This is a genomic window from Streptomyces sp. NPDC052052 (assembly GCF_040680455.1).
Lineage (GTDB): Bacteria > Actinomycetota > Actinomycetes > Streptomycetales > Streptomycetaceae > Streptomyces.
This window is the reverse complement of the sequence record NZ_JBFAWU010000039.1, coordinates 1-26,489: the sequence shown is the minus strand read 5'-3', so window position 1 is coordinate 26,489 and position 26,489 is coordinate 1. Positions and strand designations below refer to the sequence as shown.

Sequence of the window (26,489 nt, the reverse complement as noted above, 5' to 3'; positions counted from 1 at the left end):
AGAAGGCCCTCCAGGAGTACGCCGGAGAGTGGCCGTAAGGGGGTGACCTTGCCCCGGACAGCGTGCGGGGTTGCGGGAGCAAGGTCAATACCCGGGACAGGCCGGGGTGCCGACGAGGGCTACGGGGGTTACGCATCACTGCTGATCGCCGCGGGGGAGTCCGTTAAGGTCGTGCCGGAGCGTTCGGTGCCGTGGCCGGGGATGTGCCCCAGAAGCGCCCCCTCAACCGAAGGGTTGAGGAAACACACAGGCCAGAGCGATGCCTTGGGGGAGTAGTGCGCTTGAGAGTGGAGTTCACCACCGAGCCTTTCGATCTCGACGAGGCGCCCGCCCACGCGGTCGTGGCCCGTGAGGTCCTCCAGACAGCCGACCTGGACGCCGTCGACGTCGGCCCCTTCGGCAACACGGCGGAAGGCGGCGCGGACGAGGTGCTCGCCGCCATGGAGTCCCTGCTGCGCAGAACGCTGGCGTCAGGGGCCACCCGGGTGTCGCTCCAGGTCAACGTGATCGGGGAGGGCCCGAAGTGACGGGGCCGACGGACCACCCCTTCGTCACCGCCGTCAAGCCGCTCGCCGACGCCCTGGGCGCCGAACTGATCGGGACCGAGCAGGCGCGGGCCGACGACATCGTGCTCGCCTGGGAGGGCGAGGACGTCATAGCGGTCCGGCTGCCCCAGATCTCGGAATCGCTCGACCACATCCTGGCCGCCCTGGAACGCCGGCACGGCATGCCGCTCGCCGAGCTCGACCGCAGGACCAAGCAGTCGGTGGTGCGGACCCTGGAAGCGCGCGGTGCGTTCTCCGTACGCCACGGAGTGGAGACGGTGGCGGCTGCGCTGGGGGTCAGCCGATTCACCGTCTACAACTACCTCAACAGGGAAACCGCAGCCAGAGGTGAGTAGTTGGGCGAGTCGGGCCCGTAGGTGAGCGAATGCCGCAGGAGCTTGAGGCAGGCCCTCGTCCGGGGCAATGAGCGACGACTTTTTACCTGCGCGTCACTTCAACAAACTGTTGACGTGGTGGAGTGGAGGGCGTTAGCTGTCCGCAGCCCGACCGACGCGATGTGACGCACGGCGAACACAGCCACGGAGGCTCCCGTGACTTCGAGCTCCACACCGGGCCTGGCCCGGTTCAACACGCTGGCGGACGATCAGGCCACCGCGGCGTTGCACGAGGTGTGCGCCAGCGCGGCCTGGGGGACGGCGATCGTCTCCCGGCGCCCGTACACCACCGTGGACGACCTTCTCTCCGCAAGTGACGCCGCCACCGCGGCGCTGACCACTCAGGACCTGGCCGACGCGATGGCCGGACACCCGCCGATCGGGCGCCCGAAGCCCGGAGACCCGTCCTCCGCCCGCGAACAGCGCGGGATGTCCGACGCCACCGACGAGCTCAGGGCCGAGATGCTCGAACTGAACCTGGCCTACCAGGAACGGTTCGGGCATGTCTTCCTGATCTGCGCCACCGGAGCCACCGGTGAGCAGATGCGCGACGCGCTGAAGTCCCGGATCGGGAACTCGCCCGAGCAGGAGCGCGGACACGTCCGCACCGAACTGGGCAGGATCAACCGCATCCGGCTCACCCGTCTCGTCACCGAAGACGCGTCACAGCAAGGAGCGTGAAGGACGTGAGCACCCCCGCCACCGCATCGGTGTCCACCCACATCCTGGACACCAGCATCGGCCGCCCGGCCGCAGCCGTCACCGTCCGTCTCGCGGCCCGCAGCGGACGCGACGCCCCCTGGACGGCGCTCGGCGGTTCCGCGACCGACGCGGACGGGCGCTGCAAGGACCTGCCGGCACTGCCGGCGGGCACCACCCATGTACGGCTCGACTTCGAGACCGAGGCGTACTTCGACGGCCGGAAGCAAGCCGAGGCACAGCCGGACGCCCCTCGTGCGGGTGGCGGCGGTGCCTTCTTCCCCGAGGTGGTCATCACCTTCGCCGTCACGCCGGGCGAGCACTACCACGTACCCCTGCTGCTCAACCCATTCGGCTACTCCGTCTACCGAGGGAGTTAGGACACCGACATGACCGCCGATTCGCCCCGCCCCCGCCCCGTGATGCTCGGTCAGAACCAGTACGGCAAAGCGGAGAACCGCGTCGTCAGGATCACCCGCGACGGCGACACCCACCACATCAAGGACCTGAACGTCTCCGTCTCCCTCTCCGGCGACATGGACGACGTCCACTACTCCGGCTCCAACGCCCATGTCCTGCCGACCGACACCACCAAGAACACGGTGTACGCGTTCGCCAAGGAACACGGAATCGAGTCGGCCGAGCAGTTCGGCATCCACCTCGCCCGCCACTTCGTCTCCTCGCAGGAGCCGATCAGGACCGCCAGGATCCGGATCGAGGAGTACGCCTGGGAGCGCATCGCCACCGCGGACGCCCCGGCGCGGTTCCCCGGCGCCGACGAGTCCAAGCACTCCTTCGTGCGCAAGGGCCAGGAGACGCGCACCACCCAGATCACCTTCGACGGCGAGACCTGGCAGATCGTCTCGGGGCTCAAGGACCTCGTGGTGATGAACTCCACCGACTCGGAGTTCTGGGGCTACGCCAACGACCGCTACACCACACTCCAGGAGGCGTACGACCGCATCCTGGCGACCGAGGTGTCCGCGAAGTGGCGGTACAACTGGACCGGTGACGAGGCCCGGATGCCGAACTGGGAGAAGTCCTACGAGCTGACCCGCGGACACCTGCTCCAGGCCTTTGCCGACACCTACTCCCTCTCCCTCCAACAGACCCTGTACCAGATGGGTTTGCGCGTCATCGAAAACCGCGACGACATCGACGAGATCCGTTTCTCGCTGCCCAACAAGCATCACTTCCTGGTGGACCTCGAACCGTTCGGGCTCACGAACGACAACGAGGTCTACTTCGCGGCGGACCGCCCGTACGGCCTGATCGAGGCCACCGTGCTGCGGGACGGGTCCGAGCAGCAGATCCCGGCCGACATGACCAACCTCTGACGCCCGTCGCGGTCCCGTTCCCTCCATCCTCGGGCGCCGCCGCCCCCATTCGCCGGACAGGAAAAGGAAGCGCCACATGGCAGCATCGGCCGCCTCTGAGCACCCCGAACGCATCGTCATCGAGAACTGCGCGATCGCGACCGTCGACGCGGAGGACACCGAGTACGCCTCGGGCCATGTCGTCGTCGCGGGCCACCGCATCGAAGCCGTCGGCGCGGGCCGGGCCCCCGAGGGCCTGGAGAACGTCGTCCGCCGCATCGACGGCACCGGTCATCTGGCAACCCCCGGCCTGGTCAACACGCACCACCACTTCTACCAGTGGATCACTCGCGGACTGGCCACCGACCACAACCTGTTCGACTGGCTGGTCGCGCTGTACCCGACCTGGGCACGCATCGACGAGCAGATGGTCCGGGCCGCCGCGCAGGGGTCGCTCGCCATGATGGCGCGCGGCGGCGTCACCACCGCCATGGACCACCACTACGTCTACCCGCAGGGATCGGGCGATCTGTCCGGCGCCATCATCGGGGCCGCCCAAGACATGGGCGTACGGTTCACCCTCGCCCGCGGCTCCATGGACCGCAGTGCGAAGGACGGCGGACTGCCGCCGGACTTCGCCGTGGAGACCCTTGACGGTGCGCTCGCCGCAACCGAGGCGACCGTCGACCTGCACCACGACCCCTCGTTCGACTCGATGACCCAGATCGCCGTCGCACCCTGCTCCCCGTTCTCCATCTCCACCGAACTCCTCAAGGAGGGAGCCGAGCTGGCCCGCCGCAAGGGAGTGCGCATGCACACCCACGGCTCGGAGACCGTGGAAGAGGAGAAGTTCTGCCACGAACTCTTCGGCATGGGGCCCACCGACTACTTCGAGTCGACCGGCTGGCTCGGCGACGACGTGTGGATGGCCCACTGCGTCCACATGAACGACTCCGACATCGCCGCCTTCGCCCGCACCGGGACAGGCGTCGCGCACTGCCCCTCGTCCAACGCCCGGCTCGCCGCGGGCATCGCCCGGGTGCCGGACATGCTCGCCGCGGGCGTCCCGATCGGCCTCGGCGTCGACGGCACCGCATCCAACGAGTCCGGCGAACTCCACACCGAACTGCGCAACGCCCTCCTCGTCAACCGCCTCGGCGCCCACCGCGAGAAGGCCCTGAATGCCCGTCAGGCCCTGCGCCTGGGCACATACGGCGGGGCCAGAGTGCTCGGCCGCGCTGACCAGATCGGCTCCTTGGAGCCCGGCAAACTCGCCGACCTGGTGCTCTGGAAACTGGACACCCTCGCCCACGCCTCCATCGCCGACCCGGTGACCGCACTCATCCTCGGCGCGGCCGCCCCCGTCACCCTCTCCCTCGTCAACGGCAAACCGGTCGTCGAGGACAACCACCTGATCACCGCGGACGAGGACGCCATCGCCCGCGCCAGCCGCGACGAGGCCCGCCGCCTCGCGCAGACCGTCGCCGGAGCCTGAGTTGAGCGAGCAACTGCCCGGCTGCGGCGTCGAGCTGACCCCCGACGAGATCGAAGACCTCGACGCAAGGTGGTCATCCTGCTGGACCCCGAGGGAGGTCGCGCAGCAGTTGGCCGGGATCGGCACGCCCTGGTATGTGGCCGGGGGCTGGGCGCTGGACCTGTTCCGCGGCAGGCGGACTCGTGCGCACGGGGACATCGAGATCGCGATTCCGGCCGCGAGCTTTCCCGAGGTCCTCCACCGCTTCCCCGGATACGTCTTCGACGCGGTAGGCAGTGGCCGGATCTGGGAGAACGCCACACCGGAGGTGCTGGCTGCCGTACATCAGACATGGCTGCGCGATCCGGCCACCGGCACCTACCTGCTCGACGTGTTCCGCGAACCGCACGACGGCGACACCTGGATCTGCCGACGTGATGAAAGGATCCGGCTTCCCTACAGCGACATCGTCCACCACACCCAGGACGGCATCCCCTATCTGGCACCCGAACTGGTCCTGCTGTTCAAGGCCAAGCACGCCCGCCGAAAGGATCAGACCGACTTCGACGCGACCTTCCCGCACATGACTTCGGCTCAGCGCGAGACCCTGGCCGAGCTACTCGCCCGCGTACACCCGGGGCACCCCTGGATTGTGGACCTGTAGCCAGCCCGCCTGGCTCTCCGAACGGGGCCTGTGGACCGGCTGTCAGCGGCACAAGCCCCGCTCCACCGCCTACCGGATTGAGGGAACCGACGACAGCTGACTGGCGGGTCCCACGCGTGGGCCGCCGCCAAGTCCCCTTCAGGCGAGTGGCCGGGACGGACCGGACCAACGTCCCGGTGTCCGCTCACTTTGCGAGGGCCGGCTCCCCGGTCGCAGGCGACGAACAAGGCCGAGGCATGCAACGGGTGCACGAAGCGGATGCACTTCGGCGAGGACGGCTACCTGCGCTCCCGCGATCCCGAACTCCAGGAGAGCCCAAGGCTTTTGACATTCTTCTCAGATCACCGGTTGATTCAACACGCCTGGTGCCGGGCTGCCACCTGTTTCGGCACGGCTGCCTGAGCCGGCCGCAAGCGAGTCGGCATGATGAAGTCCACGGTGAACGATCTCGATATTCCCATGCTGCTCTACCGAACGAATGACACAGTGCCAGGCATGGTGACATCCCCACTTCTGCGACAGCTCGCCCGCACCCGCCGCTTCACCCTCGGCGCACCCGCTCGCTTCACCGTGGCGCCGGACGGCAGCGGTGTCCTGTTCCTGCGGAGCCGGGCCGGGGACGATCCGGTCGGGTGCCTGTGGACGCTCGACCTGGCAACCGGCGCGGAGCGACTGCTGGCTGACCCAGCCGGGCTGCTCGGCGACGAGACCGATGAGGTGCCGGAGGAGGAGCGCATCCGGCGCGAACGCGCCCGGCAGCAGACAGCCGGGATCACCGACTACGCCACCGACACGGCCGCCCAGGTGGCCGCGTTCGCTCTCTCCGGGCAGCTGTGGGTGGTGGATACCGGCTCCGGCGCCGTCCGGCAACTGCCCGCCCAGCAGCCGGTGGTGGACCCCCGCCCGTCCCCGGACGGCCGCAACATCGCCTACGTCTCCGGCGGCGCGCTATGGGTGATCAGCGCCGACGGCAGTGGCGACCGAACGGTGGCCGCCCCCGAGCCGGCGGAAGGTCCGGACGTCTTCTTCGGCCTGCCGGAGCATGTGGCGAGCGAGTCGATGGGCCGCTACCGGGCGTACTGGTGGGCACCGGACGGGGAGCGGCTGCTGACCACCCGGGTGGACAACCGGAAGGTCGGGCTGTGGTACATCACCGATCCGGCCGACCCCGCCAAGCCGCCGCGCACGATGCGCTACCCGCGGGTCGGCACCGCCAACGCCGAAGTCACGCTCTGGATCGCCGATCTGGCGGGCAACCTCACCGAGGTCTGCTGGGACCGGACCGGCTTCGAGTACCTGCCCGCGGCCGGCTGGGACGGGCACGGTCCGTTCGCCGCCGTACTCAGCCGCGACCAACGCACGCTCCAGGTACTGGCCGTCGACCCGGCAGGCGGCACGACCAGCCTCCTGGCCGAGCGGCACGATGAGCACTGGGTGGAGCTGCTGGTTCCCGGAGTGCCCGCGCGGACAGCTTCCGGCCTGCTCGTCGACTACCTCGACCGGGACGAGACCCGGCACCTGAGCATCGACGACACGCCGGTCACGCCGGACGGCCTGCAGCTGTACGAGGTGCTCGCGGTGGACGGAGAGACGGTGCTCTTCACGGCGGCCGCAGAACCCACCGAGCGCCATGTGTGGAGGTACCGTCCGGGCCAGGGCATACACCGGTTGACCGAGCAGCCGGGGGTGCACTCCGGCGCATTCTGCGGCGGCACGTTCGTACACACCACGCGCACGCTGGATCGGCCGGGCTCGCACACCGCCGTGCACCGCCTGACCGGGGACGGCCGACCGGAACCGGATGGCCCCGCGCCCGTCGAAATCAACTCGCACGCACAACGACCGCTGCTGCAACTGCGAGTCGAATCCGCCGCCGTCGGGCCGCGTGAACTGCGCACACACCTCTTCCTGCCGTCCTGGCACAAGGCCGGTGATGCCCAGCTGCCGGTACTGGTCGACCCCTACGGCGGCCCCGCAATGCAGAAGGTGATGGCCGAACAGACCTCTCACGCCTTCGTCTCGCAGTGGTTCGCCGAACAGGGCTTCGCGGTGCTGGTGACGGACGGCGCCGGCACGCCCGGACGCGGGCCGCGCTGGGAGAAGGAGATCTTCGGTGACCCGATCGGCCCGACCCTGGACGACCAGGTTGCCGCCCTGTACGCGACCGCCGAGCGCCACTCGGAGCTGGACCTCGACCGGGTCGGCATCCGCGGCTGGTCGTTCAGCGGGATGCTGGCCGCCGCCGCGGTGCTGCGCCGACCCGACACTTTCCACGCCGCAGTGGCCGGCGCCCCGCTCACCGACCAGCATCTCTACGACGCCTGCTGGAAAGAGCGCTTCCTCGGTCTGCCGGACCAATACCCGGAACATTATGAGCGGTCTTCGCTTCTTGTCGACGCTCCCAAGCTCAGCCGTCCGCTGCTGCTGGTGCACGGACTGGCAGACGACAACGTCTTCGCGGCCAGTACGCTGCAACTCTCCAGCGCACTACTGGCCGCCGGGAAGCCGCACGAGGTGCTGCCGCTGAGCGGGATGACACATGCCGCACCGACCAACGACACGTTTGCCCGGCTACTGGGGCACCAACTGGAATTCCTTCAGCGGCACCTGGTCGGCCGCCCCGCCTCGGTGCCCTGCTAGGCCCGATCCTCCCCAAGCTACGGGCAGGTGCCCATGGGCACCTGCCCCCACGGTCTCCCTGGCTGCCATCACCCTGTGTATGCGCCAGGCGGGGGACACCCCCAACAACACAGACCAACCATCGCCGAGGCATTCGCCGACCAAGAACGAACGTCACTCCCTGGGGCCGATGGTCGCTGTAACCCAGGGAGTTCGTGTGATCGTCAGTAGTCTGTGGAGCAAGCGATCCATAGACTCCCCGGATGGTCGGCGATCTTCTCCGTCTCACTGTCCTGGGGTCCGCGACGCCCTATGCGAGCGTGGACAACCCATGCTCCGGCTACCTGGTGTCCAGCGGTGGCACCCGGGTCTGGGTGGACGCGGGCAGCGGGACGCTGGCACAACTCCAGCGCCATGTCCGGCTCGACGCGCTCGACGCGATCTGGATCTCGCACCTGCACGCCGATCACAGCGCGGACCTGCTCACCGCCTACTACGCGGCGCTCTACGCGGACATTCAACTTGCCGCGCCCATTCCCCTGTACGGACCGTCGGGCATCGCTGACCGGCTGGCCCACTTCCTCACCAACACCTCGAAGCGCAGCCCGGTCGAGTCCGCCTTCGCCGTCCACGAGTTGGATGACGGGCATCAGATGCGCGTCGGCGCACTCACCATGACCAGTCGGGTGGTGGCGCACGGCATGCCGGCCTTCGCTGTGCGTATCGAGGCCCAGGGGCGATCCCTGGCCTACTCCGGGGACACCGCACCGTGCGCGAACCTCACGGCGCTGGCCGAGGGATGCGATGTGCTGCTGTGCGAGGCCGAGAGCACCCAAGCGCCGGCCGAGGGTGAACAGGTGCACCACACGCCCGAAGACGCCGGCGACACGGCCGAAGCTGCCCGGGCGGGCCGGTTGATCGTCACCCACGTCGGCCGGTTCCTCGCCCCGCACCAGGCGGTGGCACGTGCCTCGGCCCGGTTCGACGGCCCCGTCGACTATGCCACACCGGGGGCCACCTTCTCGATCTAGCGCGACGTCAGCCACGGTTCGCCCTCAAGGACTGGCGTCGTGCGACGGGCTGGTGTCCTCCCGGGAACACCGAGACAATCCACGGATGCGTGAACGAATGTGATTGCCGATGGGCCTGTGTCTGCGTCCGTGGGAGGCGTCTGATGTCCCCATGGTGCTCGAGGCCTTCACGGAACCGGTCATGGCACGGCAAGCCGACGCACCCATCACCACCGTCGAAGGTGCCGAGCAATGGATTCAGCGGCGGCGGAAGCAGTGGTACCAACAGGTGGCCTACAGCGTTGCGGTCACCGACCATGCCGACGTGGCACTGGGCGGTGTCGCCGTCGGCAACCTCAACGACCGGCACGGTACGGGGTGGATTTCCTACTGGACCATCTCCGTTGCCCGCGGCAAGGGCGTGGCAAGCCACGGCTGCCGGGTGCTGGCCGAATGCTGCTTCGCCGACCTGGGACTCTTCCGGCTGGAACTGGGACACCGCACCGACAACCCTGCTTCGTGCCGGGTAGCCCTGGCCGCGGGTTTCACGGCCGAGGGCCTGCAACGAGGGAAACTCGTCTACGAGGGGGTGCGTCATGACGTCGAGACGCACGCACGGCTCGCAACGGACCCCTCACCGCAGTAGCCAGCATGTCGCGTCCATGAGATCGAGGAGCCCTGGCCGACGGGCGGGCATGTGAGGCTTGGACCGGAGGAAGGGTGTGATCAAGCTGCGTCGAGAATGCCGACGTAACGATCCGTACGACGACGGTCCAGCTGTCATGGGCCGTCGAGGCAAAGGCGCGGTCCCAGCCGGACGTGCGGCGTCTTTTGACGGGGGAGCGGCCTTCCTGTGCCCCGAAACGCACCCCGGGGCACAGGAAGACCCCGCGTCCCGCACATCGCGCGACGCGGGGCCGATGGGCGCTCCGGCCTCAGCAGTTCAGGTATGCCACGTGGATCCAGACGCCCGTGGGACCGCCCCACAGATCGCCCATGACCCAGTTGCCCTGTGCCCCACGGTAGTTGAGGTTCTGACCCCGGTTCACCTGTCCCAGGACCGGGTAATCGGTGCCCGGTCCGCCGCGGAAGTTCACCCCGTTGTCGTTGACGGTGCAGACCGCGGCCGGTGCCTGCGCCGTCTGCACGGCGGCGGGGCTCTGTACGGCCTGGGCGGCGGGGCTGAGGGCCAGGCCCAGACCGGCGGCCATGACCGTGGCGGCCAGCATCATCTTCTTCAGCATGCGCTTCTCTCCTCCGACTCCCGAATCCCGGCTCACGTCCTCGTGTGCCGTTCATCAGCCTCAACGGAGCCGTCGACGGTCGGGTCACGGCTCGGGGCCAGCCTTCACGGAGGAGCGAAAGCACAGGTCATACGGCACATGCACCGGCGTACGCATGCGACGCGGCGGAAGCTTCCCGCGCCTGTCGATCACGGGTTTATCGGGCGTCGATCCGGTAACTGTCGCCGTACACCCGCCACCGCAGAGGCGGCTCCAGCCCGAGGTTGCCGTCGTTCAGGAACACCCGCTGGGCCGTGTCCACCCGGCTCGTGTCGGAGTGACCGGGCTCCGTGCGCATGGCGGCGACGCGGGCGTCGAGGAAGGCGTTCAGATAGGTGGTCTCGTCGCCGCCGCGCGAGGGTGGTGCGGCCGCTGTGAGCGCCTCGCGCCGGATCGTGCGGAAGCCGACGGTGCCGTCCGCGTCCTCGTACCCGTGCATCACATAGGCGTCGTAGTAGATGAACTGGCCCAGCACACCGAGTCCGTCCGCCTTGCCCCGTCGGACCGCCGGATCGAAGTACGAGCCGTCGCGCTCGGCATCCTGCGCCGAACGGAAGGCGGGGTCGCCGGCCGCCTCGGCCCACGCCTCGGTGAACGGTTGGCCGAGCCCGTCGTGCGCATCGGTGCCCAGCACCGCGCGCAGGGCGGGAAGGAACCGTTCCAGCGCATTGCCGGGCCGCGCCGCCGCGTACCGCTCGACCACCTTCAGCATGTCTCCGGTGCCGGAGCAGAAGCCGATGATGCCCGCGGTGTAGCCGCGGCCGTCGTCGATGTCCTCGATGTACCCGTACTGGCCCTTCCAGTCGAGCGTGGAGTTCTCCGCGCTGGAGACGAGTTGTATGGCGATCTCCTTCTTCGCAGGATCGTCCAGCCCGGTCGCGGCGGCGGCCCGGTTGTCCGACCCGGACCCCGAGCAGGCGGAGAGCACACAGAGGGACAGGACGGCGGCGAGCAGCGACCTGGGAGCAACGTTCACCCCTCAACCCTGCCAGGCCACCTGGACCCGCGAGTGATCGGCCCCGGCCGTTCGGCTGTACCGTCTCGGGCATGAACGATCACTCTGTTGTCGACGTCGGCGACGTACGGCTGGCCTACCGCACCTGGGGCGACCCCTTCGGCTCGCCCGTGGTCCTGCTGCACGGCCTCGGCGGCTCCGCCGCGAACTGGCAGGCAGTCGGCAGCCTGCTCGGCGAGGAGTGGCGGGTGTACGCCATCGATCTGCGCGGTCACGGCGAGAGCGACTGGCCCGACGAGTACTCCTTCGAGCTGATGCGGGACGACGTCCTCGGCTTCCTCGACGAGTGCGAACTCGACCGGGTGGGCCTGGTCGGTCACTCGATGGGCGGGGTCGTCGCCCATCTGCTCGCCCAGGAGCACCCGGACCGGGTGGAGCGGCTGGTGCTGGTGGAGACCCCGCCGCCGTTCCCGAGCGAGCTGAGACCGGCCGCCGAGCCGGACGGCCTGGTGGACTACGACTGGGCGGCTGTCGCTCCGATCCGGGCCGAGACCGCCGACCCCGACCCGGGATGGGCGGCCGGTCTCGGTGAGATCGTCGCACCGACCCTGCTGATCACCGGCGGTCCGGAGTCCACGATGCCGCAACGGCGTCTTCCGGACATGGCCTCGCTGATCCCGGACTGCCGGCTGGTCACCCTCGGAGGTGGGCACCGGGTGCACGAGGTCCACCCCGACCAGGTCGCCCAGCAGATCACGGAGTTCTTCACCGGCTGAGCGCGGGGCCCGGTCGCCGCGGGGATCCGCTCATGGGATCCCCGCCCGGCGCCGCTCGGCAACCTGATGCCGCCCTACGACGCGGGCGGCGAGGCCGCCTGCCGGCAGATCGGTTCGGTCACCTCCTCCAGGGTCCGTGCGGAGGCGGCACCCTCCCGCTCCAGGCCGTGGCGGCGCACCAGCCAGTCCGCCGTGTTGTAGGTCAGCCGGACGGCGTCCTGCCCGTCCTCCTTGTCCTGCCACACCAGGATCTTGGACGGAAGGTCGAGGCCCGCGGTGCGGCGTTCCGCGATCAGGTCGGTCCCGACGGTCGGCTCGCCGAAGAGCACCACCGTGGTCGGGGGCAGTTCCCTGCCGACCCGTACCGCGTTCTCCCTGTGGTCCACCCGCGCGAACACGTGGTACCCCGCCGCGGTCACCGCCGCGCACACGTCGTCCACCGTCTTGTCGAAGGCTTGGTGACCGGTGATCGTCACCAGGCCGGATTCGTCGCTCATTGCGCCACCGTAGGCACGACTCGGCCGGTGCACGGCACAGCGTCGGCAACACGCCCGTCGTCCACCGAGGCGGCCCAGCGTCGCCGGCGCAGGGGACCCGCTGCGTCCAGGCCGATCTCCGCCTGGACGCACTTGCCCGGGGCCCCCTCGCGCGGCACCACGCACCAGCGGTCCGCGAGCCGGGACACCAGGAGCAGGCCGCGCCCGTACTCCTCGCCGTCCGCCGGGCACGGGGGCATCCCGGCCGGAGGGACCCGCTCGGTCCGGGTGTCGGCCACCTCGACCCGCAGGACGCGCCCCTCCGTCTCCGTGAGCCGCAGGTGGAAGTCGCGCCCCGGCACCCGGCCGTGGCGCACCGCGTTCGCGCCGAGTTCGGCCGCGATGAGGGTCATGGTCTCGTTCGGCTCCGAGGCATAGGGGTGTCCCCACTCGTCCAGCCGGAGCGAGACGAGCCTGCGGGCCAGCCGTGCACCACGCGGCGTGGCGCTGAAGGACATCGCGAACTCCCTTGCTCTGGAGGCTGCTTTCGCACATCGCACGGAAGAGTCAATTGCTTCGCTCATGAGGGAAACCCTGGCGGCGCGTGCGTAGCGTTGCCCAGGACGGACGCGCGGACGGCGACCGGCTGTACGTGCGCGGGGCGTGCGCTGTACCCGGTACGCGGCGTTGTCCGAGTACAGCGATCGGTTGTACGCGCGCACGGCGTGCGCTGTACCTGGTACGCGGCGTTGGTCCGGGTACAGCACTGCGGGGCACACGCGAGGAGTGGAACATGCCGGAGCAGGAACCACGGGACCAGGAACACGAGCCGGCGGCGGGCGTACTGTCCTGCTTCGGACGGCAGTTGAAGCTCTTCCGGGTGGCGGCCGGGCTGGAGCGGGCGGAGTTCGGGAACATGACCGGCTACTCCGCCTCGACCATCGCCTCCTTCGAGCAGGGGCGCCGGATTCCGCCACCGAAGTTCATCGACCGGGCGGACGAACTGCTGAAGGCACACGGGGTGCTGGCGACAGCCAAGAAGGAGGTCGGCCGCGCCCAGTACCCGGCGTTCTTCCGCGACGCGGCACGACTGGAGGCGGAGGCGTCGGAGCTGTGCGCCTACGACTCCCTGGTCGTCAACGGGCTGCTCCAGACCGAGGAGTACACCCGCTCCCTGCTGGTCGCACGGCGTCCGTTGCTGGACGAGGCGACCATCGAGCAGCGGATCGCGGCCCGGCAGGCCCGGCAGGAGATCTTCGACCGCTGGCCGGCCCCGCTGCTCAGCTTCGTGATGGAGGAGTGGGTCCTCACGCGCGGGCTCGGTGGCCGTGCGGTGCGTCGAGGACAGCTCGAACAGCTTCTGCTGATCGGCCAGAAGCGCAATGTGGAACTTCAGGTCATGCCGGCCGACCGCAGGGAAAACGCGGGAGTCGACGGGCCGTTCACCGTCATCACCCGGCAGAACAGCGACCAGATCGGCTATCTGGAAGTACAGGGAAGGAGCACACTGGTGACGGATCAGGAGGAGGTCCGCGCGCTGGCGGCCCGCTATGGGATCATCCGCTCGCAGGCTCTCACACCGCGCGAGTCTCTGGCCTTCATCGAAAAGTTGCTGGGAGAGGTATGAACGTCGAAGTGACCACCGATACCGCCGCTGCGGCACTGCACTGGTTCAAGAGCAGCTACAGCGGCGCCGAAGGTGGCGACTGCCTTGAAGTCGCCACCCGGCCCGGTCTCGTCCATGTCCGCGACTCCAAGGACCTCACGGGACCGGTCCTCACACTGACCGCGCGGGGCTGGTCCGCCTTCGTCGAGTTCGCCGCCCGCGGCTGACCCGTACGCGCGACCATCACCACTGCGGGCTGGGGCCCTCCGTCCGGCTCCGCCCGCGGCGGTCGCTCCTCGACTCCGCGCGAGTCTCTGGCCTTCATCGAAAAGTTGCTGGGAGAGGTATGAACGTCGAAGCGACCACCGATACCGCCACCGCGCCACTGCACTGGTTCAAGAGCAGCTACAGCGGCGCCGAGGGCGGCCAGTGCCTTGAAGTCGCCGCCCGGCCCGGTCTCGTCCATGTCCGCGACTCCAAGGACCTCACGGGACCGGTCCTCACACTGACCGCGCGGGGCTGGTGCGCCTTCGTCGAGTTCGCCGCACGCGGCTGACCCGTACGCTCGGTCGTCACCAGCCCCGTGGCGCTGCGGTCAGGACTGCTGATCCGGTGCCAACGAGAGGTAGAGGCGGGTGCCTTGCCGCTGGTAGCCGACACGCTCGTAGACGCGGCGGGAGCCCTCGCCGGAGTACTCCAGCCACACCGAGCCGACCCCCTGGGCGAACATCGCCCCGGTCAGTGCCGCGGTCACCGCGGCGGCGATGCCACGGCCGCGGTGCGCCGGGCGGGTGCCGACGCCGGACAGTTCGGCGGTGTCCTCGGCCGGCGGGGAGCAGGATGCCCCGCCGGCACAACTGCCCTCCGGGGCGCCGACGAAGCGCACTGCTCCGCCGCCCTGCTGGGTGCGCCGCAACCGGGCGACACCCTGCGGGGAGGAGGCGAAGGCTCCGCCGAACGCCTCGTTGAGCGCGGCGTCGAGCGCGGCGTACTCCTCGTCGTTGACCGGGGTCTCCACACGCGGGGCGTCGGCGAAGTGAGGGGCCGTCAGCGTGTGCGGCGTGCAGACGAGGTACTCGTGTACGGCCTCGGTACCGAAGCCCGCCGCCCGTAGCGCGGGCGCCACTCCGGGCGCGGCCTGGGGTGCGAACTCCAGTCGCGGCAAGAGGCCGCGCTCCCGGAAGGCCTTGATCAGGGCGGCCACGTCCCGCTCGGTCGGTGTGATGCCGGGCAGCGGGGTCGCGTAGTTGAGGTACGGGCTGTCGGTGTCGGGGTTGAAGCCCGCGACGAAGCCGCCGATTTCGACGACTACGGGGCGGCGGCGGAGGTTGGCGACGGCAAAACTCTGGACCTGGATGTCCATGGTGGGTGTTGACCTCACGAAGTCTCAGGGTGAGCCCAGGGCACACTCGGGTGAGCCCTGGCAGAGGCAAGTGGCGGTGCTTCCGGCACCGCATCGTGGGGCCGCCGTATGGAAGGGCGTGGCAGGCTGAGGCCGCTGACCGCTGGGGAGCGGGCTGCTCAGTGCCGACGGCGGCCGCTGGGGGACGCCGGGATCAAGGGCTGTCGTTCCTCACCGTGAGTGGAGGTCTGCAAGGTCGCAGATCACGGGCCACGGTTCCACGGTCGGCGTCGGCAGGCAAGCGGTTTTCGCTGGACTTCCGGTCGAACCCATGGCCGCGGAGCCCTGGCTCGGACAGCAACCGCACAGCAGTGGTGATCACGTACTCAGCCGCTGTGGCGGGGCCCTTCCGGCATCGGCTACCGCTGATCGAACCGGCGCCGGGTCTCGTCGTCGGCCGGCAGGAAAGTCTCCAGACGCAGCCCTTCCAAGGCGGCGTCGGTGGCGGTGCTGAGGATGGCGGAGGTGCTGAAGAATCGGAGCAGGTTGCCGTCGACGTCGATCTCGAGGGTGATCACCGGCCCCGTGAGGGGGGTGGAGGTATCGGGTTTGCCAAGGTATCCGGTGATCTCCGCGGCAAGCTCGTGGTGGCGCTGGTCATGAGTGCGTTCGGCACGGTGACTCACCTGCTGCAGCAGATGACTGCCCCACTCCGCGAGATTGCCGATCCGGCGGGCGAGCCCGTCCGGATGGAGACAGACCCGGACCACATTGATCGGCGGCTCCAACAACTCCGGCGCGCAACCGGTCAACAACTGATCAACGGCAGTGTTGGCGTCCACGATGTCCCAGTGTTCGTCCAACAGCAGGGCCGGGTACGGCAGATGGGCGTCGAGGAGTCGGCGAAGGCCGTCCATCACCACCGCAATCGACGCGTCGTCCCATCGGTGATCCTGATAGCGCGGTGCGTAGCCGGCGGCCAACAGGAGTCGGTTGCGATCCCGCAGGGGCACATCCAGGTTGTCGGAGAGATGCATGAGCATCTCCGGGGTCGGGTGCGCCTTGCCGGTCTCCACCCGGCTGAGGTGTCGGGTGGAGACCCGCGATCGGTTGGACAACTCCTGCTGACTGAACCGACGCCGTTCGCGCCAGGTACGCAACAGTGCACCGACCGAAGGGGATTCGACTGCAACGCTCATACCCGTGAGCCTAAGGGCTGTCCCGTCATCCCGGCGGGCGCCCGACGGCAGCTACGGAACCTCGCAGCGTTGTCGGGCTCGTCCGCATACGACCTGGTATGAGGATGACCCTCCGCCTTGCGATGCACCGCATCTGACGCCGCGCGCTCATCCACCGGGGATTACGGGACAGCCCTTGGATGAATGAGCCGGACCGCTGATCAGCCGGGCGATCGAGGCCCTGGCCCGGCAGGTTCCCTGATCGCCTGCGACCACTGAGAACATCGGACTCATTCATTTAGGCGGGACCGGCGCGCCTGAGTTCCGCCAGATAGGTGTACACCTCGGGGAGTTTGGGATGCTGCGGGCCGCCGACGCGCACCAGGTCCGTGATCAGCCGTTCGGTCGCCGCGATCGCCTCGGCGAGCCGCCCGGCCTGGTCGTAGCCGGAGATGAGGGAGATCAGGGCGTCCAGGGTCCCCGGGTCGTCGAGGCCCCGGCTGTGTTCGCGCGCGGCGAGGGACGCCTTCAGGTACGGCAGGGCCACCTCCGGGCGGCCGGCTTCCAGGTGGGCGATCGCGAGGTTGTGGTAGCGGTAGGAGATCGCGTCGCTGTCGGCTCCGTGGATCTGCTCGAAGCCGCGGACGACCCGTTCGTAGCAGGCGATGGCCCCGTCGAGGTCACGGGCGTCGTGGAGGAGGTGGGCCAGGTTGTCCACCCAGATGTAGGTGCTGAGGTGGTCCGGGCCGTAGAAGTGCTCCTTGTCGGCCAGGATCTCCCGGCACAGCGCCGTGGCCTCGGGCAGCCGGCCCGCCTTGTGGTAGGCGGAGAACAGTTTCTGCTTGCGGGCGTCCAGCCGTTCGCCGCCCGGCGGCAGGAGGCGCCTACTGCCGGCCACGGTCTCCTCCAGCAGGGCGGTCGCCCGGTCGGTGTCGCCCACCGCCGCGTAGGCGTCCGACAGCTTCTCGCGGCGGTCGAGGATCCGCTCCTCGTCGCGGTCGGGGCCGAGTTCGCTGCCTTCCAGGGCCCGTTGCAGGTGCGGGAGGGCCTCGGTCGGGCGGCCCGCCGAGAGGTGAGCGCTTCCGATCCCGTCCAGGGTCAGCAGGGTGTCGCGGGCGTACGGGCCCAGGGTCGCCGTCTGGTGGTCCAGGTTGACCAGGAACAGGGGGATCGCCCGGTCCTGCATGTACGTGTCTCCGGGCGAGGCGGCGGCCGACCAGGCGCACAGGAAGAAGGCGTAGTTGTGGCGCAGCCCCAGGACGTCGGGGTGGCCCGGGCCCAGCCTCCGTTCCGCGTCGAGCAGGTTGTCGCGCATGCGCAGGGTGGTGTCCATGCTGAGGTGCGTCGGCCCCTCGTCGTGCTCGCTCAGCCGGAGGTCGAGGGGGTCTTCCGGCCTGCCGGACTCCGGCGGCGGGTTCAGTGGCCGCTCCGAGGGGTCGGGGTGCTCGGGGTGCGTCGGTCTTCCGGGGTCCGGCGGGGTGCCCTTGGCGCGTTTCCTGCGGAACATTCGCGGTCACTCTCCCTGCCTCGGTGGCGGTCACATGGGGGACCCGAGGTCCCGTACGAGCTCCAGCAGTTCTCGGATCGCGGCCGACGGCGCCCTCCCCCGGTCGAGGTAGGCGCCGAGGAGCTCCCGGTCTGCCGGGGTGAGCGAGGCGAGCGGCCTGCCCGCGAAGGAGAGCGGGTCGCCGAGGTCGTGCACGGCCGAGCCGTGGACCACGTGGCGGCCTCCGGGCGAGGCGGCCAGCAGACGCGGCGGGTCCTCGGGCGACGCCCCCGCGAGCAGGCGCGGCGCCGGTACCGGGGCAAGGGTGCCCGAGTCGTGGAAGCGTGTTCTTGTCCCGCCGCGGGACCGGCCGCCGACGACGCGCCATCCGGGGACGGCGATCAGGTCCTCCAGCGGCGGCCCGACGTGCCAGGCGGTCACCGCGGTCCAGTCGGACTCCTGCTGGAACAGGTAGACGCCGCCGGTCGACGCGGCGGTGACGAACTCCTCGGGGGACAGGAACACCGCGGACTCGACCGTGCCGTGCTGCTCGGGCACCCCCCACCAGCCGTCGGCCGACAACGGCTCCAGGGCGGCGTCGGTGAGGAGCACACGGCGCCGGTCCGCCAACAGGAGCCGCTCGCCGGAGGGGTCGACGGCGTGGACGGTGACATGCTGCAGACCGAGGCCGTCGTACAGGTCGACCTGCTCCAGCCGACCGTCGTGCGTGCCGATCAGGGCAGCCGTCGTGCCCCACAGCAGGACGACGAAAACGCGCGAAGTGGCGAAGATCCGGGCCCCGTCGAGGGCCCGGCCGTGCGCGAGAACCTCCGCCCCGCATGGCCCGTAGAGGACGAGTTCCGGTTCCGCCCGGTACGGCTGCGTGCGCAGGGCGACGACCGCGTCGGCGCCGAGGCAGGTCACGGCGGCGGAGCCGGTCCTGCGGTGGTCGGCGGACCAGAGCACGGAGCGGGAGCGGAGGTCGTACACGTCGATGCGCGTGGCGAACACGCCGTCGGGGTGGGCCCCACCGGGCAGGTACGCCTCCCGGACCATGACCGGCGCCCGCCCCGGACCTCCGGGGGCGAAGGAGAGCAGGCCGGCCCCCGTCGGACCGGCCGTCCCCAGGCCCCCGCGGTCGGGCAGCCGCCACATGGCCAGCTCGGCGGCGGCTCGGGCCGTGCGCTCGGCGGCCCGCAGCCGGGGGCGCCGTGAGGTGAGCCGGGCGACCAGACTACGGGGATCCTCGGGCGGGGCCCAGTGCTCGGGCGGGTGGCGGTGGGCGATCCGTAGGGCGTCGGTGACGGGGACCGCTTGCATGAGGCTCCAGAGCCCCGCCGGGTCGGCGGCCCGTACGAGCCGTTCGGCCACCGCGTCGATCTCGGTCGGCGTTCCCCAGGCCAGGCGGTCGGCGCCGCGCCGCTCCCGTAGGTAGAGCAGCGCGGTGCCGATGGCACGGCGTTCGGCTTCGGCGGCGTCCCGGCCGTCGGCGGTGTCCGGAAGGCGGGCGAGGCGCTCCCGGTGCAGGGCGAGGCTCTCCTCGACGATCGCGGTGGCCTCGGCGTGCCGCTCCAGGGAGATGAGCTTGGCCGCGGCGTCGTCGAGACGGGCGGCGAGGAGGTCCTGGAAGCGGGGGCCCACCTCGGCGAGTTGGCGGCAGAGGCGGATGGATTTCAGGAGCGCGTCGACGGATTCGGCGTGCCGCCCGGCGTCCCACAGGTGCAGGCTCTGGGTGTACAGGCCGCCCGCGAGTTCCTCCCCGTAGCCGGCCGGGTGGAGGCCCGCCATCTGGGTCAGGAACTCCACCATCTGGCCGGCGCCCTCGGCGGCCTCCGCCGAGCGCCCGGACTTGGCCAGCAGGTAGCCGTTCACCATCTCCAGGCGGTTCATGTCCGTGGCCAGGGCCAGATACAGCCCGGGGTCGCGGTCCAGGATCTCCTCGAAGAGCCGCTGTGCCTCGGCCACGGACGCGTGGGCGGCCGCCGCGGCCCCGGTCTGCCAGAGCGCGAAGGCGAGCTGGGTGTGCGCCTGGGCCAGGGAGCCCAGGACCTCGTCGTCCGCCGTGTCCTGTTCCAGCAGCTCGATGGCCTCGCGGAGGAGTTCGACCTGGCGCTCGGAGCCGATTTCCCCGATGAAGAGGCCGCCCAGGTTGAGGAGGGCTTCGGCGTAGTCGGGCTGGTGTACCGGATCCTGTCGGGCGGCCTCCCGGGTGAGCCGTACGACCTCCTCCATGAGCGCCAGCGCGTTGCTCCTGCGGTCCGCCTTGAGGTGGGCGGCGACCAAATCCCTTAAGAGCCGGGCCCGTTCCGTGGGGTCGGTGGCCCCTTCGAGGCGGTGGGTGGCGAGGCGCGAGGCCAGGACCGCGGCGCCGGTCTCCACCCGTACGTCGCGCGAGGACACCAGCGGCTCGACGGCCTCCAGGACGTCGAGGTCCACGGAGTCGAGGGCGGCGAGCGCGGCCAGGACGGCGCCGCCGCCCCGGACGGCGAGGGCGGGGTCGCGGCGCAGCAGCGGGAAGAGGACGCCGGGGCCGACGTGCGGCCAGCGTTCGGCGGCGGCGATGAGGAAGGTGAGGGCGCGGGGGGTCCAGGGGGGTGCGGCTCCTCCGTCGCGCTGGAGGATGCGGGTGGTGCCCGTGACCGACCACAGGTCGGTCGGGTATCCGGTGACGGGGCTCCCGGGGAGGGTGAGGGCGAGGTAGTCCTCGGCGAGCCGGTCGGGGAGCAGCGGTTCGAGTACGTGGGCGGCCGCCGGGTCGGTGGGCGGGTAGTGCACGGCGTGGGCGGTCAGCGCGTGGTCGGCCGGAGTCCGTAACAGGAGGCGGTCCAGCAGGGGGCGGGCGGCGTCGCGGCGCATCGGGCCGGTGAGGACGGCGGTGAAGACGGTACGGGCGAGGTCAAGGCCGCCGCGGTCGTCGGCGGCGGCGTCCGCGACCGGAGCGCCCGGGACGCGCGCGTCGGGGCGGCGCCAGTTCTCGTGCTCACGGTCGAGGAGGTAGGCGGTCATCCCGGCGAGGTCCTCGGGTGGTTCCCGGCCGGCGGCGTGGGCGTCGACGGCGGTGAGCGCGGCCATGTGGACGGCGAGGGTCAGCCCGAAGTCGGGGCGGGCGAGGTCCTCGTGGGGCGGGCGGAGGGCTTCGAGGGCGGCGGGGTCCGGGTAGTGGGCGGCGAAGCCCCGGCGGGCGGCCTCGAACATCCGGGCGCGCTCCCCCTGGCGGCCGGCGTCGGCCAGCGGGTCCAGCGGCTGGTCGGAGAGGTCGGTGGGGCGCCGCCGGCGGCCGAGCTGGGCGCGCAGGGCCGGCCAGGGCCGCACGGAGCGGGCGATGAGCAGGACCCGCGCGGGGAGTTCACCGCGCAGGAGGCCGTTGTGGAAGAGCCAGGCGAGGTGGACGTCCGGCCAGCGGTCGGCGTAGTCGACGAGGATCAGCACCCCGGCGCGGTGGTCGGTGCGCAGGTCCTGGCTGCCCTCGGCGGGCGGGTGGTTGTCGGTGCCGTGCACGGCGTCGACGACGAGCCAGCCGGCGTCGGCGCATTCGGCGGCGAAGCGGGCCGCGAGGCGGGACTTCCCGGCACCACCGGGTCCGTGCAGCCACCGCACGGCCGTCCGCGCGGGCTGATCGCGCCACGCGCGGAGCCGGCCCAGCTCCGCCTCGCGGCCGGTGAACTCCACGATCTCGCTTCGGGCGTCGAGCATCCTGCTGGGCTGGGCGCGCAGCCAGGCGGAGTCCCGCCTCAGGCCGTCGGCGGCGCCGTGGGGGTCGCGGGCGTACAGCAGGTAGACGGGGGTGCCGTCGCCGAAGACGTGGATGTCGGCGCCGACCGCGCCGTAGGCGAAGCCGGCGACGGCACGGACCTGCTGGTGGACCTCGTCGGGGAGGTCCACGGTCAGCCGGTCCCGTCCGCGCCGTCTTCGTCGGCGGGCGGTGGCACCTGCCCCTCGGCCGCCTGGTGGTAGTGCAGGCTGCCGCCCTGCACGGCGAAGAGGGTGCCGTGGTCGCGGGCGGTGTTCGACTGCGTCCACACCTGGCGTCCGGCAGGCAGGCCGTCCTGTACGCGGGCGACGAGTTCGCGCAACTCGCCCTCGGAGTCGGGGTGTTCCTCCAGCAATAGGAGCAGCCGCCGACGCCATACGGGCAGCAGCTCGGCCCGGATCTCGTCCGCGCCGGCCGGCTCGGCACGGACGACGAGGACGGCGTCCTCGTCGAGCTGCGCGCCGATCGCCTCCCCGCGGTCCTCGCCGCCCCGCCCGAAGAGTCGGACGACCCCGCCGCGGGCGCCCTGCCACAGGTCGGTGGTCATGGCTCCGATCAGCGCGCTGGCCCCCGCGCCGGCGAGCGCCGTCAGTGACTCGGTCAACATCCGTCCTCCCGACTCCGATGTGGCGGGCGGCCCCGGGAGACCCAACTCCGCCCGTCCCTAACCAGATTAGCCCGGGCCGCGCCGGTCCCGCCTGGCTTAGGGGGTCGTGTCCAGGTGGCCATGACCTCTGAGGTCATGGCTCGGCCGGCCGGACCCGGGTCAGGATGCTGGACATCAGCCGATCGAGACGAACGGGAGAAAATGATGACGAAGACCGTCGTTCAGCAGTACCTGGCCACGTGGAACGCGACCGGCGACGAGCGGGCGACGTTGCTCTCCACGCACTGGTCGCCCGAGGCGACGTACACCGACCCGATGGCCGAGGTCGCCGGCCATGAGGGGATCACGGCGGTCGTCGACGGTGTCCAGGCACAGTTCCCCGGGTTCGTGTTCACCCAGGTCGGCGAGGCCGACGCCCACCATCGCCAGGTCCGTTTTCGCTGGGGCCTGGGCCCGGAGGGGGCCGAGCCGCTGGTGATCGGATTCGACGTCCTGGTACTGGACGAGTCGGGCCGAATCCAGGACGTCCACGGCTTCCTGGACAAGGTGCCGGCATGACGGCACCTTGCGCGTACGTGATCGGTTACTGGAGATGTGCACGTCCGCCAGTACGAGGGGCGGGTGCGTACACTCCCGCGCATGGAGGGGTGGACGTTCTGGTGGGGCATCGCAGCCTTCTTTCTCGGGGGCTTGGCGACGCAACTCAACGGGTGGCTCGCGTACCGGCGGCAGCGGAAGGACAAGGCCGGCGACGCCGCAGACGCGCTCAGGCTGCGGAGCGAGGAGTTCGAGATGCAGCATCTGGTGGAGTTCAACCAGTTGCTGCGTGAGGCTGCGGAAAAACTGATCGACTACTCAAGTGCCGTTCGCAACCACGTGCACCTGAGAGACACGAACTGCCTTGACACGTCGGCGGAAGAGCGGCGGGAGCAAGCCGGAGAGGCTTCTCAAACGGCCCTCGCGAATGTGGCTGCCCAGGTCGGCCTCATCCTGGCCGACAGCGTCAGGGGGGCAGCAGATGCGGCGGTGGATCACATGGCCGGCGCCAACGCGCTGCTCCATGGCAACGGCTGTCTGGATGCGATGGCCTTGTCGCGTGTCGCCGACCCCGTACATGGAGGAATCGGGGCTCGGGTCCGCGAGATCCACGCCGGCCGCACGGGGGCGCAGCAGCGGCGATGATCCGGCCTGCGGTGAAGTCCTGACGACCTTGGGAGCGATTGCCGGTGACGGGGGAGGGGGGAGAGGCTGGTCGCTCAGGGCCGCACTGCGTCGAACGGCAGACTGCGATGAAGGACGACCATGGCTTGGCCGGGGCCGTTGTAGTCATCGACGGTCCTCGCGTCGAAGCCGAGGCGGCGATGGAATGCGATCGAGCCGGTGTTTCCGAGAGACGTGATCGCCTTCAGGCTCAGCGCCCCGTGGCGACGGGCGGCGTCGGCGAATGCCGCATACAGGCGGCGCCCGAGACCGGCGCCGCGGGCGTCGTCCCGGGTAGCGATCAGGTGTACGTAACCGATGCCGGCCGGGGTGACGAACCCGATGACGTACCCGTGGATTCCGTCCTCGGCTCGGGCGACCAGACACGTTTCACGGAACTCCTGCACCAGGGCCAGAAGGTGCAGGGACCTGAGGTCGCGGTCTCTCCAGTATCGGTGGTGATCAGCGAGAACCTGGTGGATGTCGGCCACTCCGGCCGGTGTGATCTGTGTGCGCATGACGGGATCATGGCAGGCGTCGCGCCCTACGGCGGGGCGAAGTGCCGGATGTGTGGCTGGTGCGGGAGTGGGGTCCCAGCGCCGGGCGTGGCGGATCTTCCCTCACCCGAATCCCATGGCCCCGGAGATCCGGGTCTTCGGCCGCCGGGGCGGGAGTGCCGCGGGGCGCGCCCCCCAGACGGCCGGAACTCATCGCTCAGCGCACGACGCGTCCGCGGAGCACGATCCGGCTCGGGCGGCCGAGCGCGCCCGGGTCCAGGGTCGGGTCAGTGGTGTAGGCGACGAGGTCGGCGGGGGCGCCGTCCACGAGGCCCGGCAGGCCCAGCCAGGACCTCGCCGTCCAGGACGCCGCACCCAGTGCCACCTCGGCCGGAATCCCGGCCCGCACCAGCCAGTCCATCTCACCGCCGACCGTCCCGCACGGGAAGGAGTCCGTCCCCGCCAGCACCGACACCCCCGCCTCGTGGGCGGCGCGCACGGTGCCGGGCATCGCGTCCCAGCCGGCCAGCCAAAGATCACGTCGCACGCTCGGCTCCCGCGCGCGCATTGCGTCCGCGTTCGCACCGAAGGCGCTCAGCGTCGGGACGAACGCCGTTCCCTGTGCGGCCATCCGGTCCAGCAGCGCCGGATCCAGATGCATGCCGTGCTCCAGGCTGTCGACCCCCGCCAGGACGGCATGACGCGCACCTTCGGCGGTCTGGCAGTGCACCGCGACCTTGCCGCCGACCGCGTGCACCGCCTCCGCCACCGCGGTCAACAGCGGCAAGGGCACGGCGGGTTCGTCCAGACGCCAGTCACCGATGACCTTGCACCACCCCGACGAGGCGCGCGCTTCCTCGACGGCCGCGCGCACCAACTCGGCCTCGCTGACGTCCCGTCCGGCCCCGGGGAAGAACCGGCCGGGCGTGGCCAGCCACCGTCCCGCCGAGACGACGTGCGGCAGGTCGGGGTCCTTCTCCACCCACGCGGGCATCCGCTGCGCCGTACCGGGGGTGCGCACCGCGAGCACTCCGGCGTTCCGGTGCTCGCCCAGTTGCCTGCGCAGAAGCTCCTCGTCGAACGGGGTACCCGGCTCCAGCGCCCCGGGATGCGTGTGTACGTCGACGAGGCCGGGCAGCAGCCAGCCGCCGTCGACGATCGTCTCCGCCTCCCGGCCCGCGCGTCCGCCCGGCGGTCTTCCGGCGCGCAGCACCTGGCCGTCGATCCAGAACTCGCGCTCCTCGCGCTCCGGCAGCACCACCCCACGCATGCACAGCATCAGCCGACCGTACGTCACCTCCGTCACCGTCGACGAACCGCCTGCGCACACCGGCATATTGCGGAACGTTCCGATCCCTCCTCTTGCCGGTGCCCGCCGCGCCATGCGATACAGGTCTGGACCATTGACCGTCCAAGGGAAGGCGCAACCGTGCAACGCCCCCACGCAACCGCCGCGTTGGCCTGTTACACCGTTCTTCTTCTTGCCGCACTCACCGCCTGTTCGTCCGCCCCCGAAGCCGACACCCGCAGCCCCACGATGCCGCGCCATGTGACTGCACAGGCGGGCAGCGCCACCTCCGTGCACGTGATGTGGGAGCCCGCTATCGACAACAAGGCGGTCACCGGATACGAGGTCTACCGAAAGGGTGAGAAGGTGAAGTCCGTTGCGGCGACCACGGTCATGACGGACATCGATGGGCTGACCGCCTCGACCTCCTACAGCTTCACCGTTCGCGCCCGCGACGCCGCCGGTAACCTCTCCGCGCCAAGTGCCGCCGCCACCGTCACCACACCGGCCCCGACCCCTGCCGACCACGGGCCGCCGACTCGTCCGGCGAAACTGCGCGGCTCAGCGGACGGCAGCCGGGCGGCGAACCTCTCCTGGGGGCGATCGACGGACGACGTCGGCGTCACCGCGTACGACATCTACCAGGAGGACACCCGCATCCACAGCGTCCCCGGCACACAGACCACCGCGCACCTGACCGGACTGCGCCCCGGCACCGTCTACACCTTCACCGTCCGCGCCCGCGACGCCGCCGACACCTCCTCGCCGGACAGCAACGTCCTCGATCTCACCACCGCCTCGGCACCGGGCGCGCCGGCCAGTACCGCCCCCACCGACCTGCGGATCACCAACCGCGTCCAGGGCAAGGAGTACGCCATCCACCTGGACTGGGAACAGCCCGATACGGGCGGGGCGATCCCCGCGTACCAGCTCTTCATGAACGGCCGCCTGACCACCACGATCGTGTGGGGTTCCACGCCGCCCCAAGGGCGGGCGAGCTACCGGCTCACCGTCGGCGACCCGCGCGGCACCCGCTACTCGATGAAGATCCGCGCCAAGCTGCCGGACGGGAAGTGGGGCGACTTCTCGGCGCAGCGCACTGTTGTTCTCGGCGAGTGAGCATTCCTGGACACTGGTTGGGCGGGGTCACAGTGAGCCTTTCCCGGTAACCGGTCGTTGCTTGCTGTGATCGCTGGGCTGCTGTGCCCCTGCCGCCTCCAAGTACGTGCAGCTGTAAGGCCGCTGGTAGGAACGATCTTGCGACAGAAAGATCCGACCGAGGGGCCTCACGTGCCGACCAGTGTCACATACACCGCGGTGCT

The 26,489-nt window shown here is 70.4% G+C and carries 28 protein-coding genes; 17 read left to right on the top strand and 11 right to left on the bottom strand.

Annotated features, from left to right (window positions below):
- Positions 1 to 275 precede the first annotated feature (275 nt).
- The 10 genes from AB0L71_RS31610 to AB0L71_RS31565 all read left to right on the top strand — a co-directional run bounded on the left by AB0L71_RS31610 (position 276) and on the right by AB0L71_RS31565 (position 9,368).
- Positions 276 to 527, top strand: coding sequence for a hypothetical protein (locus tag AB0L71_RS31610; protein WP_365249799.1), 252 nt, complete (start codon positions 276 to 278; stop codon positions 525 to 527).
- Positions 524 to 901 (top strand): helix-turn-helix domain-containing protein, encoded by a 378-nt coding sequence (locus AB0L71_RS31605; protein ID WP_365249796.1) that lies wholly within the window; start codon positions 524 to 526, stop codon positions 899 to 901. Before AB0L71_RS31610 ends, AB0L71_RS31605 begins: the two co-directional genes overlap by 4 nt.
- Positions 902 to 1,096: 195 nt before the next feature.
- Positions 1,097 to 1,621, top strand: coding sequence for a 2-oxo-4-hydroxy-4-carboxy-5-ureidoimidazoline decarboxylase (gene uraD / locus AB0L71_RS31600; RefSeq protein ID WP_365249793.1), 525 nt, complete (start codon positions 1,097 to 1,099; stop codon positions 1,619 to 1,621).
- A 5-nt stretch (positions 1,622 to 1,626) separates the two neighbouring features.
- A complete protein-coding gene (gene uraH, locus AB0L71_RS31595) occupies positions 1,627 to 2,019 on the top strand; it encodes a hydroxyisourate hydrolase (protein WP_365249790.1) in 393 nt (130 codons plus the stop codon).
- A 9-nt stretch (positions 2,020 to 2,028) separates the two neighbouring features.
- Positions 2,029 to 2,976 (top strand): factor-independent urate hydroxylase, encoded by a 948-nt coding sequence (gene pucL, locus AB0L71_RS31590; protein WP_365249787.1) that lies wholly within the window; start codon positions 2,029 to 2,031, stop codon positions 2,974 to 2,976.
- Positions 2,977 to 3,052: 76 nt separating this feature from the next.
- Positions 3,053 to 4,450 carry an 8-oxoguanine deaminase gene (locus AB0L71_RS31585; RefSeq protein WP_365249784.1) on the top strand — a complete coding sequence of 466 codons (1,398 nt, stop codon included), beginning with the start codon at positions 3,053 to 3,055 and terminating at the stop codon, positions 4,448 to 4,450.
- Position 4,451: 1 nt separating this feature from the next.
- The gene (locus tag AB0L71_RS31580; RefSeq protein WP_365249781.1) at positions 4,452 to 5,093 is read left to right on the top strand and encodes a hypothetical protein; all 642 of its coding nucleotides are present in this window, start codon (positions 4,452 to 4,454) and stop codon (positions 5,091 to 5,093) included.
- A gap of 495 nt (positions 5,094 to 5,588) precedes the next feature.
- Positions 5,589 to 7,733: a DPP IV N-terminal domain-containing protein gene (locus tag AB0L71_RS31575; protein ID WP_365249778.1), complete on the top strand. Its 2,145-nt coding sequence runs from the start codon at positions 5,589 to 5,591 to the stop codon at positions 7,731 to 7,733.
- 242 nt (positions 7,734 to 7,975) lie between these two features.
- Complete coding sequence (locus tag AB0L71_RS31570) at positions 7,976 to 8,743, top strand: MBL fold metallo-hydrolase (protein ID WP_365249775.1); 768 nt, start codon at positions 7,976 to 7,978, stop codon at positions 8,741 to 8,743.
- A 109-nt stretch (positions 8,744 to 8,852) separates the two neighbouring features.
- On the top strand, positions 8,853 to 9,368 hold the full coding sequence (locus AB0L71_RS31565) for a GNAT family N-acetyltransferase (RefSeq protein WP_365249772.1): 516 nt from the start codon (positions 8,853 to 8,855) through the stop codon (positions 9,366 to 9,368).
- A gap of 289 nt (positions 9,369 to 9,657) precedes the next feature.
- Here the strand turns inward: AB0L71_RS31565 and AB0L71_RS31560 are convergent, their stop codons facing one another.
- Complete coding sequence (locus AB0L71_RS31560) at positions 9,658 to 9,966, bottom strand: SH3 domain-containing protein (protein ID WP_365249769.1); 309 nt, start codon at positions 9,964 to 9,966, stop codon at positions 9,658 to 9,660.
- 196 nt (positions 9,967 to 10,162) lie between these two features.
- Complete coding sequence (locus AB0L71_RS31555) at positions 10,163 to 10,981, bottom strand: chitosanase (protein WP_365249766.1); 819 nt, start codon at positions 10,979 to 10,981, stop codon at positions 10,163 to 10,165.
- Positions 10,982 to 11,052: 71 nt separating this feature from the next.
- On the opposite strand from AB0L71_RS31555, the gene AB0L71_RS31550 reads away from it, so the two are divergent.
- A complete protein-coding gene (locus AB0L71_RS31550; protein WP_365249763.1) occupies positions 11,053 to 11,736 on the top strand; it encodes an alpha/beta hydrolase in 684 nt (227 codons plus the stop codon).
- 74 nt (positions 11,737 to 11,810) lie between these two features.
- Here AB0L71_RS31550 and AB0L71_RS31545 read toward each other — a convergent pair whose 3' ends face one another.
- Entirely contained in the window at positions 11,811 to 12,233 is a 423-nt protein-coding gene (locus tag AB0L71_RS31545) for a DUF302 domain-containing protein (protein ID WP_365249760.1), read from the bottom strand.
- The gene (locus AB0L71_RS31540; RefSeq protein ID WP_365249757.1) at positions 12,230 to 12,730 is read right to left on the bottom strand and encodes an ATP-binding protein; all 501 of its coding nucleotides are present in this window, start codon (positions 12,728 to 12,730) and stop codon (positions 12,230 to 12,232) included. Before AB0L71_RS31540 ends, AB0L71_RS31545 begins: the two co-directional genes overlap by 4 nt.
- A 275-nt stretch (positions 12,731 to 13,005) precedes the next feature.
- Between AB0L71_RS31540 and AB0L71_RS31535 the strand changes: the two genes are divergently transcribed.
- From AB0L71_RS31535 to AB0L71_RS31525, 3 genes are all read left to right on the top strand, one after another.
- Complete coding sequence (locus AB0L71_RS31535; RefSeq protein WP_365249754.1) at positions 13,006 to 13,839, top strand: helix-turn-helix transcriptional regulator; 834 nt, start codon at positions 13,006 to 13,008, stop codon at positions 13,837 to 13,839.
- Positions 13,836 to 14,045 carry a DUF397 domain-containing protein gene (locus tag AB0L71_RS31530; RefSeq protein ID WP_365249752.1) on the top strand — a complete coding sequence of 70 codons (210 nt, stop codon included), beginning with the start codon at positions 13,836 to 13,838 and terminating at the stop codon, positions 14,043 to 14,045. The genes AB0L71_RS31535 and AB0L71_RS31530 overlap by 4 nt, the downstream gene beginning before the upstream one ends.
- A gap of 119 nt (positions 14,046 to 14,164) precedes the next feature.
- Positions 14,165 to 14,374 (top strand): DUF397 domain-containing protein, encoded by a 210-nt coding sequence (locus AB0L71_RS31525; protein WP_365249749.1) that lies wholly within the window; start codon positions 14,165 to 14,167, stop codon positions 14,372 to 14,374.
- Between the two features lie 39 nt (positions 14,375 to 14,413).
- On the opposite strand, the gene AB0L71_RS31520 is transcribed toward AB0L71_RS31525, so the two are convergent.
- From AB0L71_RS31520 to AB0L71_RS31500, 5 genes are all read right to left on the bottom strand, one after another.
- Positions 14,414 to 15,181 carry a GNAT family N-acetyltransferase gene (locus tag AB0L71_RS31520; RefSeq protein WP_365249834.1) on the bottom strand — a complete coding sequence of 256 codons (768 nt, stop codon included), beginning with the start codon at positions 15,179 to 15,181 and terminating at the stop codon, positions 14,414 to 14,416.
- 398 nt (positions 15,182 to 15,579) lie between these two features.
- Positions 15,580 to 16,359: a helix-turn-helix transcriptional regulator gene (locus tag AB0L71_RS31515; protein ID WP_365249746.1), complete on the bottom strand. Its 780-nt coding sequence runs from the start codon at positions 16,357 to 16,359 to the stop codon at positions 15,580 to 15,582.
- 277 nt (positions 16,360 to 16,636) lie between these two features.
- The gene (locus tag AB0L71_RS31510; RefSeq protein WP_365249743.1) at positions 16,637 to 17,845 is read right to left on the bottom strand and encodes a tetratricopeptide repeat protein; all 1,209 of its coding nucleotides are present in this window, start codon (positions 17,843 to 17,845) and stop codon (positions 16,637 to 16,639) included.
- Between the two features lie 30 nt (positions 17,846 to 17,875).
- Complete coding sequence (locus tag AB0L71_RS31505) at positions 17,876 to 21,706, bottom strand: ATP-binding protein (RefSeq protein ID WP_365249740.1); 3,831 nt, start codon at positions 21,704 to 21,706, stop codon at positions 17,876 to 17,878.
- Between the two features lie 2 nt (positions 21,707 to 21,708).
- Entirely contained in the window at positions 21,709 to 22,182 is a 474-nt protein-coding gene (locus AB0L71_RS31500) for a hypothetical protein (protein ID WP_365249737.1), read from the bottom strand.
- A 204-nt stretch (positions 22,183 to 22,386) separates the two neighbouring features.
- Between AB0L71_RS31500 and AB0L71_RS31495 the strand changes: the two genes are divergently transcribed.
- Positions 22,387 to 22,740, top strand: a complete 354-nt coding sequence (locus tag AB0L71_RS31495) for a nuclear transport factor 2 family protein (protein ID WP_365249734.1) — start codon at positions 22,387 to 22,389, stop codon at positions 22,738 to 22,740.
- A gap of 81 nt (positions 22,741 to 22,821) precedes the next feature.
- Positions 22,822 to 23,364, top strand: coding sequence for a hypothetical protein (locus AB0L71_RS31490; RefSeq protein ID WP_365249731.1), 543 nt, complete (start codon positions 22,822 to 22,824; stop codon positions 23,362 to 23,364).
- 74 nt (positions 23,365 to 23,438) lie between these two features.
- Here the strand turns inward: AB0L71_RS31490 and AB0L71_RS31485 are convergent, their stop codons facing one another.
- Together AB0L71_RS31485 and AB0L71_RS31480 are read right to left on the bottom strand one after the other, a co-directional pair.
- On the bottom strand, positions 23,439 to 23,900 hold the full coding sequence (locus AB0L71_RS31485; protein WP_365249729.1) for a GNAT family N-acetyltransferase: 462 nt from the start codon (positions 23,898 to 23,900) through the stop codon (positions 23,439 to 23,441).
- A 196-nt stretch (positions 23,901 to 24,096) separates the two neighbouring features.
- A complete protein-coding gene (locus AB0L71_RS31480) occupies positions 24,097 to 25,158 on the bottom strand; it encodes an amidohydrolase family protein (RefSeq protein WP_365249726.1) in 1,062 nt (353 codons plus the stop codon).
- Positions 25,159 to 25,308: 150 nt separating this feature from the next.
- Between AB0L71_RS31480 and AB0L71_RS31475 the strand changes: the two genes are divergently transcribed.
- Entirely contained in the window at positions 25,309 to 26,286 is a 978-nt protein-coding gene (locus tag AB0L71_RS31475; protein WP_365249723.1) for a fibronectin type III domain-containing protein, read from the top strand.
- Positions 26,287 to 26,489 lie beyond the last annotated feature (203 nt).